This is a genomic window from Aeromonas lacus (assembly GCF_000764665.1).
Classification (GTDB): Bacteria; Pseudomonadota; Gammaproteobacteria; order Enterobacterales; family Aeromonadaceae; genus Aeromonas; species Aeromonas lacus.
Genome location: NZ_JRGM01000048.1, coordinates 1 through 12506, shown reverse-complemented (window position 1 = coordinate 12506; position 12506 = coordinate 1). Strand labels below are relative to the sequence as shown.

Below are 12506 nucleotides of genomic sequence, written 5' to 3'. Positions count from 1 at the left end.
GGCTCGCTTCAATGGGGATGCTCAAGCGATGGCCAGCAGATCCCGATGTACCTTGACCACCAGCTTCTTCACTTTGGCGGGCTGGTTGCGCGTACAGAGCGGGCGATGCAGTTCGCCCGGCCAGAAGATGGCGAAATCACCCGGTTGCAGCGCCAGATAGGTAGTCTGCTCGTCATCGACAAACCAGAGGTCAGGATGGGGATGGTCAGCCCCTTCGTCTGCATACTCATGGGGCCCGACACCGATCCACTCGTCGCCTGCCAGCAGCAACTGGATATCGAGATAGTCGCGGTGGAACTCGCCACGGCGATCCGCCGCCGGCTCGGTCATCTCCTCGCTCACCAGACAGAACAACTTGAGACCGTCGATTTCAGTCTTGCCAAGGGGCGCCTCGCGCCAAAGGGCAACGCTTTTGACCACCTCAACCATGATGCGATCCAGCGGGGCAGGCAGCGGCGTACGCTGCAAAGTGTTCAGGCTACCGGTGATCATGGTGCGAGCATCTTCCTGTTAGGTATATCTGCGCGGCATCTTTGCCGCCCAATGAAAAAGGACCTGTTACAGGTCCTTCGATAATGCCCCCGGCGATCCGTGCAGAGGGATTAGAGCTAATGCTCATATTCAGCATATTGGGGCACTGTTACACACTCATCCGGTGGTTGCCAAGAGCGTGAACCCCATTTTCCGGGTGATCGTACCAGCTGAAACCATATTATTCACCACCCTTTTGCCGGCGACTTTGACCAGACGCAAAAACGGGAGCATCTGCTCCCGTTTTTTTCACGCAACCGGTTTCATTCAAGCCTTGCCGGCGTTTTCCACCGGTTTGGCATACATGGCACGCCAGATTGCCTTGTGCTCTTCCGGCACCTCTGACTGACGGGTCAAGAAGGCCGCCTGCTCGATGGTGTTGGCCTTGCCGGAGACATCTGCCGCCAGATAGTTGCTCGGGAAGAGGCGGTAGCTGCTCCAGATCGCCTTGTCGATCAGGGCCGCCAGCTCGTCCGGATCGCTGAAGCCCTCGGTAATCGGCGCGCCGAAGGCAACGTGAACCCGCCCCTTCATGCCAACGATGCCGGCAACGATGCTCTCGATATCCTCGAACTCGCCCTTCTCGTAGCTGCCGTTGACCGACTTCTCGTAGAGCTCGCGTGCCTTCGCCTTGTCGGTGGGGTCCAGCTCGTAGCTGATGCTGACCGGCACGATATTGAGGCTGCGCATGTAGTCGACGAAGTCGATCTTCTGCTTCTTGCCGTCGACGTAGAACATCTTGAGGATGGCCGGATCCGTCTTGTCATCGCCATTCTTGGCGCGCCCTTCCTTCTGGGCGATCCAGATGGAGTGGCCTTCGTGCACCGACTGGCCGATGTAGGCAGAGAGCTCGCCGAGCGCCTTCATCATCTCCCGCGGCCCCTTGGCGGAACGCTTGACGATAAAGCTCTTGTTGAGCTTCATCAGCTCGGTGGCGCAGGGTTTGCGCAGCAGGTTGTCGCCGATGGCGATACGTACCGTGTCAAAACCGTGGGTATAGAGACCCCAGTTGACGAAGGCCGGATCCATGGCGATGTCCCTGTGGTTGGAGACAAACAGGTAGCCCTGCTCCTTCTTCAGATGCTCGATCCCCGAGAAGGTCACCCCCTTGGTGGAGGTAGCGATCATCCGGGACATATAGTTGGTCACCCCGACCTGCACCTGATGCACTGTGGTCACTTTTGACCACTTGTAGCGCAGCACCTGGCGGATCAACGGGCGAATGGCCCAGCCCAGCCAGCTCATCAGGGAGCCAAAACGGTATTTGGCGATGGCACCGATAAATTCATCATCCTGGATCAGCCGTTCGATGGCCGCCGGCACTTCTTCATCGCGGTAAGGGCGAATATCCGCGAATCTGTCAACTTCAGTCACAATGTCAGCCTTGCATGCTAGGAAACCGCAGCCAACCCGCGTTGGCCGGGGAAAATTCAGGGCGCAATTTTACACGCTTTTATGGCAAGGGGTATGAGACAAGCATGAATAGTGAGATCTGACCAGTTAATTAATCGGATATCAGGGCCAGAGTGACGGCAGCCTCGGCATGAATGGCGGTGGTGTCGTAGAGCGGCACGGCCGCCTGCGCCTCCCCCACCAGCAGGGCAATCTCGGTGCAACCGAGGATCACCGCCTCGGCGCCGGCAGCGGCCAGCCCGGCGATAATGGCCAGATACTCGGCGCGCGATGCGTTACGGACCTCGCCCAGACAGAGCTCGTCATAGATGATGCGATGGACCCGCTCCCGCTCAGCCTCGACAGGCACCAGCACCTCCAGCCCGAAGTGCGCCTGCAGCCGTCCCTTGTAGAAATCCTGCTCCATGGTAAAGCGGGTGCCGAGCAGGCCGACCCGTTTTATCCCGTCCGCTTGCAGGCGGCGCGCGGTGGCATCGGCGATATGGAGCAGCGGGATGTCGATGGCGGCCTCAATCTCGGGCGCCACCTTGTGCATGGTGTTGGTGCCGATCAGCAAGAAATCGGCGCCGCCATCCTGCAGTTTGCGCGCCTCGGCCGCCAACAGGCGAGCAGTGGCGGGCCAGTCGCCGGCATGCTGCAATCGCTCTATCTCGGCAAAGTCGACGCTGTTGAGCAGCACCCGCGCCGAGTGCAAGCCACCGAGCTTGGCCCGCACCCCGCGGTTGAGCGCCTGATAGTAGCTGACAGTGGACTCCCAGCTCATGCCACCCAGCAGACCGATACATTTCATAACAACTCCTTTCATCCCAAGGTAAGGCTGTGCCACACCACCTTGCAGGCAAGGCAATACGGGCGAGATAAAAAAGGCCCCGCAGGGCCAACAAGACAGCCGGTAAAGGCCCGGGTAAACCCCGGGCTAAATCCAGATCATCAGCACGCAGGCCGCCGTGGCGATCCCCATGCCGAGGTTAAAACGGCGCCAGCCACGGGCGGTGCGGATAAGACGGCGCACCTGGGCGCCGAACAGTACCCAGAAAGCACCGGTATAGAGGCCGGTCACAAAGAAGATGGCGAGCACCCAGATGGCGGATGGCCAGTAGGCCTCTCCCGCCAGGGTAAAACCGCTGATGGCGGAGAGCGCCATCATCCACGCCTTGGGGTTGAGCAGTTGCAGCATGGCCCCCTGATGGGCGGGAATGAGCGGCCTGTTGCCCTCGGCCGGGCCGCTGGCAGTCGCCACCTTCCACGCCAGCCAGAGCAAATACGCCGAGCCAATAAGCTTGAGCCCGTCGTGCAACAGCGGCACCTTCTCGAACACCACGCCAAGCCCCAGCGCGGTAGCGAGGATCATCAGGTTGATCCCCCCGACCACCCCCACCAGCAGCGGCAGCGTGCGGCGAAATCCCTGCGCCGCCCCGGCGCTGGTGAGCAGCATATTATTTGGCCCCGGCGTACCGCAGGTGACCAGAGCAAACCCCGCGAGGGGCAGTACCCAGTTCAGATCCATCTCAACCTCGTTCAGACCACATATCGGACTGTCTGCCAGACAATCCGCCGGATAAAGCAGCCCACCAATATGCAGAACCCGCAGCCCGACCACAAGAAGAAAGCGGGCGAGAAAAGCCTCAATACCAGAGCATCACCACGCAGAGAGCAGTAAGCAGACCGAGGGAACCGTTGAGCCGCCGCCAGCCCCGATCCGAGCTGATCCAGTTGCTCAGCTGATGGCCGAACAGCACCCAGACAAAGCAGACCGGCAGCGCCACCAGCACAAACATGACCATCACCGCCAGCTGACTCGGCCAGTAACTGGCGCCGGGCAGGCTGAACAGACTGATGGCGGAGATCCCCATCATCCACGCCTTGGGGTTAAGAAACTGGAACCCCAACCCCTCCAGCAGGGTCAGCGGACGGGCACTCCGCGCCGGATCCCCCGGGGCGCCAGCCACCGCGATACGCCAGGCCAACCACAACAGATAGAGGCTGCCGAAGATCTGCAAGCCGAGTCGCAACAAGGGCCAGCGCTCGAACAGGGGATAGAGCCCCAGCGCCAGCACCAGCTGCAGCACAGGTTGCCCCAGCGCTACGCCAAACAGGTGTGGCAGGGTGCGCCGCACGCCAAAGTTGGCGCCGGAGGCCGTCAGCATCAAGTTATTGGGGCCGGGCGTGCCGCAAGTGAGCACAGCGAAGCCAAACAGGGTGGCATACCATTCGAACGTCATAAGCGACTCCTCTCTTGAAAGCCAATTGTATCGATACAATCAAGCCTCAATGGTTGTTATCAGGTTGAATTTCACGCTATATTGCCCTCACGTTTCGATCAATGGATTTATTGTCACCATGACAATCTGGACACCGGATCTCTCCGCCTTCGATGGCCCCCTCTACCTCAGACTGGCCAGCGCCATCGAGCAGGCCATTTTGGATGGCTCGCTGCCGGCCCAAACCCGTCTGCCCACCCACAGGGCGCTGGCGGACAAGCTGGGGGTCACGGTGGGCACCGTTACTCGCGCCTACAGCGAAGCGGAGCGGCGCGGGCTGGTCGCCGCACGGGTCGGCCACGGCACCTGGGTTAAAGGAGCGAGCACGGATCCCGCCAATCAGTGGGTGATCCGCACCGAGGAGGGGCCGCGCATCGAGTTGTGGCAGAACCTGCCGGTGCAGCTCGATCGAGCCGCGCTGATCCGCCCGCTGCTGGAAAACCTGAGTCAGGGGGATCTCAATCTGCTGCTCGGTTATGGCAAGGAGGCGGGCCAGCCGGATCAGCGCCAGCGCTTTATCGAGTGGCTGACAAGGCAAGGCATTGCAGCGCAAGAGGAGCGACTGCTGTTCAGCCACGGAGCCCAGCACGGCATCATGCTGGCCATGCTGGCAACCGGCTGTGTCGGCGAGAGTCTGATGTGCGAGGGGCTCAGCTATCCCGGCATGCTGGGCAATGCCCGCCAGCTGAAGAATCATGTCATCGGCCTTGCCATGGATGAGGAGGGACTGCTGCCCGATGCGTTGGAGGCAGCCTGCCGCAGCCGGCGAGCCAGAGTGCTCTACCTCACCCCTACCCTGCAAAATCCCACCACCGCCACCATGTCGCTGGCGCGGCGCGAGGCCATCGTTGCCGTTGCCCGCCGGCACGATCTGCTGATCATCGAGGATGACGTCAACGGCCTGCTGCCGGAACCCCATCAGGTGCCGCTGGTCAATCTGGCGCCGGAGCGGGTCATCTACCTCGGCAGTCTGGCCAAGATCGCCTGCGGCGGCATGCGGGTCGGCTTCGTGCTGGCGCCTGACCACCTCAAGCAGGCCTTCGCCCAGGCGATGCGCCTCTCCAGCTGGATGGTGAGCCCCCTGCTGGTCGAGCTGGCCTGCCAGCTGGTGAGCCAGCCGGGGATCGACCAGCTGATCCGCGAGCAGCGGCAGACTCTGGCACGTCGTGGCGAGCTGCTGCGCCACCTGCTGCCCGGCGCGCGCTGGCAGCCGGGCAGCATGCACGCCTGGCTGCCGCTGCCCGAGCCTTGGCGCAGTCAGGAGTTTGCCGCCGCAGCCGATGCCCTTGACGTCGGGGTGGCGAGCGGGGAACACTTCGCCGCCGGCCAGTTTGCCGCCCCGCAGGGGTTACGCCTGAGCCTGAGCCAGCCCGCTACCGATGCCCGCGTAGCCGAAGGGTTGGAGCGGCTGGCCCAGCTGCTGCGGGGCACGCCCCCCAGCAATCCCCTGCTATAGTCTGCCCTGCCAACCACAGTGACCCGTCAAGGAGATACCATGCCCCGCTTCAGAGCCACCCTGCTCGCCTCAACCCTGCTGCTGGGCGGGTGCGCCTCGCCAGCCCATCAACAGCTGGGGGTAGTCATCACGGGTCTGGAGGGGGAGCTGCAACGGCTGGAGGAAGAGCTGGCGGCCATGAACGGCCTCAACTATCAGAAGGCGATCGATGCACCGCTCAGCTTGCGCCGCTATCTGAAGGCACCAACCCCCACGCCGGAGGGATTGGTGCCGATTCGCAGCCAGCTGCAGGATGGGCCGCGGCTCAGCTATGACTACCGGTTGCCGGCGGGGATGAGCACACTGCCGCTGGATAATCTCTGTCAGCGCTACGAATTCGAGCTGCGCCACCTTGGCCACCTCGGGCAGCTCGAACTAAGCTGGCAAGGTGCCGGGGGAGAAGGGGAGCGCATGATCAGGCAGACCGAGTGCAGCTTCCCGGCCAAGACAAGCAAGATGTGATAACTGCTCATCATGCCCCATCCCGCACGCTGCTGACTACTGTCAACTTTTCACCCGCCCAAGACTGGGCCCAAGTGTCTCTTGGCTCTACCATGATCCATTCAGGGATTGGCAAAAAGGGAGTGTTGCATGGCGATATTGCTGCTTGATGAGGATCCTCTGTTGCGCAGCGCCATCATCCGGCAACTGACCGAACAGGGCGTACTGGCCGAGCATATTCACTATCACAACCACCCGGAACATGGGCACAACGGCCTGCTTGCCCTGCTCCAGCAACAACCGTTTGATGCCATCATCTGCCAGCAGGACAAGCAGCAGGGGCTTGAAGGGGCCCGTCTGCTCCACGAGGCGCACTACCTCGGCCTGCTGCAACCCGGTTGCGTCCTGCTGCTGCTCGATGCCGACGCTAGCGAGCAGGAGTTTCTCCCCTCGGATCTCTACTTCTCCCTCTATCTGCCGCTCCCCTTTATGACCGGTCAGCTCGACGAGGTTCTGCGCCAGCTGGTACACCTGAGCGCCCTCACCCCCTCCCTCAGCGCCCCCATCGCCCTGCGGGAGTGGCAGATCGCTACCGCCACCTGTGAAGACCTGTTGTTCCAGCCGGAACATCGGGAGCTCAACCCCTGGCTGGATCGACTCAAGGGGTATCTGCTACTGCAATCCGCCGATCAGATGGCAGCCGCCCAGCACTACGCCCTCTGCGCCAACGAATACCGCACCAACTGGCCCAGAGCCGGCCTCTTCTACGGTCTGCTCGGGCTGGGCAAACTGCAGAGTGCGCTCACCGATCTGCAGCGCCATCAGGATACCTTGCCGCTGGCCACCAAGCGGGAGCTGACGCTGGCCAGCCAGCTCCATCAACATCAGTGGCAAACCGCCTGGAGCACACTGCAGGAGCTGCAAAAAATCCGCCCCCACCAGCCACGCTGGCACCAGCTGGCCATGCTGCTGGGGTTGATATTGCAGGATGAGGATAAGGTGCTGGAGCAGGTCCACAGCCTCAACCTGCGCTATTTCGGTGAGCTGCATCCCCGCCAGTCGCTGGAGAGCTTCATGCTGAGCGCGGCGCTGGCGGTGCTGTGGCAGAGCCCCTCCGCCAACCGGATCCGCTCCCTGCAGCAGGAGTGGGCTCACCTCAAGCGCACAGTGACCCTGCAGGCGCACGAATACGAGCTGCTGCAGGCGCTGAAGCTGGGGCTGGAGTACCGCTTCGACGAGGCATTGATCCTCATCTCGCACCATCAGCCGGATCAGGCAAGCACCAGCCATGTCACCCTGCTGCTCGGCTTTGCCGTCAGCCAGTTCTGCGGTCTGCCGCATCATGCGAGCCGCTACCTGACCCAGCTCTCTGAATATCGCATCCGGGTCGCCCCCCATCCCCTCACCCGCCAGCTCTTTCACCATCTGGTGAGCGAGCTGGGAGTGCGCCTGACGGCCCGTGAACAGCGCCTCACCGAGCTGCGCCAGACCCGCCACCGGGCGATGCACATCGGCGACCACCAGCTGGCGCTGCAGGCGGGATTGCAACTGCAGGAGGAGTTCCCCGCCCTGCCCGGCGATGCCTGGCAACTGCTGGAGCTGCTGCAACACAGCTGGCCCGCCGGCATGGCGGCACCCAAGGTGGCGCTGGTGGTGGATCGGCTGGAGCGGCGCCTGCGCCATAGCCCCGCCTTTCTGGAGCAGCACGGGGAGCAGTATCGCCAGACCCTGAACGAGATCCGCAGCCACCTGCAACCCAAGCTCTCCGGCAGCATGCCTGCGAGCAGTACCGGCAAGCCGCCGGCGTCATAAAGCCCAAGCGACCAGTGAGCCTCAATAAGAGAGGGGAGCCATGGCTCCCCTCTCTTATTCCGGTTATCACTTCCCGTTCGGCCCCGGGCGCCCGGGGCAATTCAGAGCCCGTCCGGCGTCAGCGCAACCCGCAGAAAATCCTTCCAGCTGATGATGCCGACCAGAGCGCCGTTTTCCAGCACCGGCAGGCAGGAGACATTCTTCTCCAGCATCAGTTGCACGCCCTCGCGCACGGTGAGCTGGGGGGCGATGGTGACGGGGTGGCGACTCATGATCTGGTGCGCCCGCTTGGTGAGGGTTTCGGTATCGCGGGTCATCTCGGCCTCGGAGTCGAGATAGGGGCTGATGGCGCGAAACAGGTCGCGGTCGGAGATGACCCCCACCAGCTCCCCCTCCTCCAGCACCAGCAGATGGCGAAAGTGGGCCTGCTCGAAGATATCCTTGATGACGCTGAGCCGATCATCCATCGACACGGTGGCGACCCGGGTCGTCATAATATCCCTGATAAGCATGCTAACCTCCCGTAACCAAACTGGTTTCTCTGTTATGGCATGTTTTTGTCATACCAGCCATAGCGAGCCACGCGCCAAAGTGCAAATCTGCGCCTTTTCACGTAAGATCCGCGCCAGTTTTTCTCCTCCATTTTTGAGCAAGCAGATCCCACCCATGATAGTTGCCAGTCAAATCGAACTGATCCGCGGCGGCCGCAAGCTGCTGGACAACGCCTCCGCCACCATTCACCCGGGCCACAAGGTGGGTCTGGTGGGCAAAAACGGCTGTGGCAAGTCCACCTTTTTTGCACTGGTACGGGGGGAGCTGGCCATCGACAGCGGCAGCTTCAGCCTGCCCGCCGGCTGGCAGATTGCGGGCGTGGCGCAGGAGACCCCGGCGCTCGATTGCTCCGCCCTCGACTACGTGATCGACGGCGACAAGGAGTTCCGCGCGCTGGAGGCCGAGCTCGCCCAGGCCGAGCAGGATGACAACGGCCTGCTGGTGGCCGAGCTGCACAGCAAGCTCGACACCATCGGCGCCTACAGCATCCGCGCCCGCGCCGCCGAGCTGCTGCACGGCCTCGGCTTTGCCGACGAGCAGCTCAGCTCGCCGGTACGCAGCTTCTCCGGTGGCTGGCGCATGCGCCTGAACCTCGCCCAGGCGCTGCTCTGCCGCTCCGATCTGCTGCTGCTCGATGAACCGACCAACCACCTGGATCTCGACGCCGTCATCTGGCTGGAGAAGTGGCTCAAGGGCTATCAGGGCACGCTGGTGCTGATCTCTCACGACCGCGATTTCCTCGACTCGGTCATCGGCCGCATCATCCATATCGAGAACGGCAAGCTCAACGAATACACCGGCGGCTACTCCGACTTCGAACTGCAGCGCGCCGAACATCTGGCCCAGCAGCAGTCGATGTACGAGAAGCAGCAGCGCGAGATGGCCCACATGCAATCCTATGTGGACCGCTTCCGCTACAAGGCCTCCAAGGCCCGTCAGGCCCAGAGCCGCCTGAAAGCGATGGAGCGGATGGAGAAGATCCTGCCCGCCCACGCCGACTCCGAGTTCAGCTTCGAGTTTCGCGAGCCGTCGGCCCTGCCGACCCCGCTCATCGCCATGGAGAACCTCAGCGCCGGTTACGGCGACAAGGTGATCCTGGAGAAGATCAAACTCAATCTGGTACCGGGTTCGCGCATCGGTCTGCTCGGTCGCAACGGCGCCGGTAAATCGACCTTTATCAAGATGCTGGCCGGCTCCAACCCGCCGCTCTCCGGCAAGCTGGAAGTGAGCGCCGGGGTGAGCATCGGTTACTTTGCCCAGCATCAGCTGGAGACCCTGCGTCTCGACGACACCCCGCTCGACCATCTGGTGCGCCTCGCGCCGGACAAGACCGAGCAGGAGCTGCGCAACTATCTGGGCAGCTTTGGCTTCCACGGTGACAAGGCGCTCGACAAGGTGGCCCCCTTCTCCGGCGGCGAAAAGGCGCGGCTGGTGCTGGCGCTGATCACCTGGCAAAAGCCGAACCTCTTGCTGCTCGATGAACCGACCAACCACCTGGATCTGGAGATGCGCCACGCCCTGACCATGGCGCTGCAAGGCTTCGAAGGGGCCATGGTAGTGGTATCACACGACCGCCACCTGCTGCGCACCACCACCGACGACTTCTATCTGGTGCACGGTGGCCGGGTCGAGCCGTTCGACGGCGATCTCGACGACTACCACAAGTGGCTCGGCGAGCAGGAGAAAGAGGCCAACGCCAAACCGGCCGATGGCCCCGTCTCCGCCAACTCGGCGGTGGCGCGCAAGGATCAGAAACGGCGCGAGGCGGAATTCCGCCAGCAAACCCGTCCGCTGCGCCAGAAGCTGGAAAAGCTCGAAGCGAGCATGGAGAAGCTGCAGGGCAAGCTGGCCGACATCGAGAGCCAGTTGGCCGATCCGGCCATCTACGAGGAGAGCGCCAAGCAGAAGCTCTCCGAGCTGCTCAAGTCCCAGGGCCCCATCAAGGAGGAGCTGGAGAACGTCGAGATGGAGTGGATGAGCCTCTCCGAGGAGCTGGAAACCATGGAGCAGGAATTCCTTGCGTGACGAAATGCTGATGGCCCCGGAGCGGGTCGCTGCCGATGAACTCCCCTCCCCGCGCGGCTTCTGGCAGTGGAGCGGCGAGGTGTATGGCGCCCGCAGTCATGACTGGCTCACCGTCCAGGAGCTGGGGGGCAACGTCAATCTGGCCCTGCTGCTGCATCGCCTCGATGAGCTCGGGATCCCGGTCGACCTGCTCGACCTGCAGCCCGCCCTGCTGCAAACCGAAGCCGTGCTGACCCCTTGGCGCGCCCTGCGCAAAAACGCCAAGGGGCGGCTCGGCGAATCCGAATATCAGGCCATGCTGGCCCACGAGCTGGAGCTGGAACGGCTCCAGCAGGGGGTGCTGCTGCAAACCCTGCGCAGCCTCACCCTGGTGCGCGGCAAGAGCCAGAATCTGTTGAACTATCTATCGCTACTGGGGGCCACGCAGGGCCCCCTCAGAGACCTAATATGCTGAGTTATCGCCACGCCTTTCACGCCGGCAACCACGCCGACGTGCTGAAACACACCGTTCAGGCCCTGATCATTGAGTCCCTCAAGAAGAAGGAGAAACCCTTCATCGTGCTGGATACCCATGCCGGCGGCGGTCTCTACGACCTGCGCGGCGAGTGGTCGCAGAAGAAGGCGGAGTATGCCGACGGCATCGGCCGACTGTGGGACGAGCGCGGCCAGTGGCCCGCCATGGCCCCCTATTTCGCCGTTATCGACGAGATGAATAGCGATGGCCAGCTCCACTACTACCCCGGCTCGCCGGAGCTGTCGCGCCGCCTCACCCGCGAGCAGGACAAGCTGGCGCTGATGGAGCTGCACAACAACGAAGTGGAAGACCTGCGCGCCAACATGGGTTACGACCCGCGCGTTGCCGTCCACCATAGGGACGGCTTCGAGGGGCTGGTCGCCCTGCTGCCGCCGACCCCGCGCCGCGGGCTGGTACTGATCGACCCGCCCTACGAGCTCAAAGAAGATTACTTCGCCGTGGTCGATACCCTGAAAAAGGCGCAGAAGCGCTGGGCCACCGGCATCTACGCCCTCTGGTATCCCATTCTGGGGGAAGAGGCGGACAAATCCCGCGACATGCTGCGCGCCATCAAGCGCGAGAACTTCGGTAACGTCCTAGTCGCCGAGCTGGAAGTGGCCGGTCAGACCAAGGATTGGGGCATGAACGGCTCAGGGATGCTGATCATCAGCCCGCCCTGGATGCTGGACGAGCAGATTGAAGCCTTCTTGAAGCCGCTGTGTGCCAAACTGGCGCAGGGCGCCGGCGCCCAATACAAGGTCGAGTGGCTCAACAAGGTCGAAGAGTAAGCCCGCACCAACCAGCTCTGGCGCCCGGTCAAGGCGCCAGCCAAGCCGTTCACAGTGGCGGCATGGCCAGCAAAGAGAAGCCCCGTTCAGGGGCTTCTTGTTTTTTACCCGCCACCACTCTTTATCCAGCAACACAGTGGCAGCACTTTCCACTCGCTGCGCCAACCTGCCTCGATTTATTAATTGCTTGATCTGGCTCAGGAATTCCCCGCATCACCCTTTCCCTTGGCCAATAGGCAGGTACTATAGCCAATTGGCAACAAAGCCTCGTCGGAGTCACCCCATGAGCCATGCCAGCCACACCCCGTTGGTAAAAAGCAGCAAACTGGAGGCTGTAATTCAGGGGCGGTAGCATTTCTATTTGACTAGTCAGTTGCCTGTCTCTACATCACTGACAATAAGTCGATGTAACAAGCTATATAAATCAAATTAATAAACCAAATTACTTATTCGAAAGATTTATAACTAAGCAATTAATGTAGCATACCAATGCTCGATAACAAAATGACTTTTGATAGACCCAAAATTTCGTAAAGGAACCCACTAAAAGTAACAAAGCTCCACTTCTATCAACAATTTATATTTAGCCCTAATCACAATTTTCCAACTTTAATTAAGTATAGGATTTTATGAAAAAAGAATTAATTATTGCTATTGTCTGCGCTGTATTAGGG

The 12506-nt window shown here is 61.7% G+C and carries 12 protein-coding genes; 6 read left to right on the top strand and 6 right to left on the bottom strand.

What is annotated here, in order from left to right; all coding sequences use genetic code 11:
• Positions 1-21: 21 nt before the first annotated feature.
• From LG31_RS0106985 to LG31_RS0106965, 5 genes are all read right to left on the bottom strand, one after another.
• Positions 22-492 (bottom strand): NanQ anomerase/TabA/YiaL family protein, encoded by a 471-nt coding sequence (locus LG31_RS0106985; RefSeq protein ID WP_033113765.1) that lies wholly within the window; start codon positions 490-492, stop codon positions 22-24.
• A gap of 306 nt (positions 493-798) precedes the next feature.
• Complete coding sequence (locus LG31_RS0106980; RefSeq protein ID WP_033113764.1) at positions 799-1905, bottom strand: 1-acyl-sn-glycerol-3-phosphate acyltransferase; 1107 nt, start codon at positions 1903-1905, stop codon at positions 799-801.
• Between the two features lie 130 nt (positions 1906-2035).
• The gene (locus LG31_RS0106975; RefSeq protein ID WP_033113763.1) at positions 2036-2734 is read right to left on the bottom strand and encodes an aspartate/glutamate racemase family protein; all 699 of its coding nucleotides are present in this window, start codon (positions 2732-2734) and stop codon (positions 2036-2038) included.
• A gap of 126 nt (positions 2735-2860) precedes the next feature.
• Positions 2861-3451: a LysE family translocator gene (locus LG31_RS0106970; protein WP_033113762.1), complete on the bottom strand. Its 591-nt coding sequence runs from the start codon at positions 3449-3451 to the stop codon at positions 2861-2863.
• 118 nt (positions 3452-3569) lie between these two features.
• The gene (locus LG31_RS0106965) at positions 3570-4166 is read right to left on the bottom strand and encodes a LysE family translocator (protein WP_033113761.1); all 597 of its coding nucleotides are present in this window, start codon (positions 4164-4166) and stop codon (positions 3570-3572) included.
• A 118-nt stretch (positions 4167-4284) separates the two neighbouring features.
• Between LG31_RS0106965 and LG31_RS0106960 the strand changes: the two genes are divergently transcribed.
• The 3 genes from LG31_RS0106960 (at position 4285) to LG31_RS0106950 (ending at position 7953) form a co-directional block, all read left to right on the top strand.
• Entirely contained in the window at positions 4285-5661 is a 1377-nt protein-coding gene (locus tag LG31_RS0106960) for an aminotransferase-like domain-containing protein (RefSeq protein ID WP_033113760.1), read from the top strand.
• A gap of 39 nt (positions 5662-5700) precedes the next feature.
• The gene (locus tag LG31_RS0106955; protein ID WP_033113759.1) at positions 5701-6162 is read left to right on the top strand and encodes a hypothetical protein; all 462 of its coding nucleotides are present in this window, start codon (positions 5701-5703) and stop codon (positions 6160-6162) included.
• A 129-nt stretch (positions 6163-6291) separates the two neighbouring features.
• Positions 6292-7953: a response regulator gene (locus LG31_RS0106950; protein WP_033113758.1), complete on the top strand. Its 1662-nt coding sequence runs from the start codon at positions 6292-6294 to the stop codon at positions 7951-7953.
• A 101-nt stretch (positions 7954-8054) separates the two neighbouring features.
• On the opposite strand, the gene LG31_RS0106945 is transcribed toward LG31_RS0106950, so the two are convergent.
• Entirely contained in the window at positions 8055-8465 is a 411-nt protein-coding gene (locus LG31_RS0106945) for a CBS domain-containing protein (protein ID WP_033113757.1), read from the bottom strand.
• Positions 8466-8619: 154 nt separating this feature from the next.
• Between LG31_RS0106945 and LG31_RS0106940 the strand changes: the two genes are divergently transcribed.
• The 3 genes from LG31_RS0106940 to LG31_RS0106930 are packed head-to-tail and all read left to right on the top strand — an operon-like array spanning position 8620 to position 11832.
• Positions 8620-10530, top strand: coding sequence for an ABC transporter ATP-binding protein (locus tag LG31_RS0106940; protein ID WP_033113756.1), 1911 nt, complete (start codon positions 8620-8622; stop codon positions 10528-10530).
• Positions 10523-10984 (top strand): DUF2390 domain-containing protein, encoded by a 462-nt coding sequence (locus tag LG31_RS0106935; RefSeq protein ID WP_033113755.1) that lies wholly within the window; start codon positions 10523-10525, stop codon positions 10982-10984. The genes LG31_RS0106940 and LG31_RS0106935 overlap by 8 nt, the downstream gene beginning before the upstream one ends.
• A complete protein-coding gene (locus LG31_RS0106930) occupies positions 10978-11832 on the top strand; it encodes a 23S rRNA (adenine(2030)-N(6))-methyltransferase RlmJ (RefSeq protein ID WP_033113754.1) in 855 nt (284 codons plus the stop codon). The genes LG31_RS0106935 and LG31_RS0106930 overlap by 7 nt, the downstream gene beginning before the upstream one ends.
• Positions 11833-12506 lie beyond the last annotated feature (674 nt).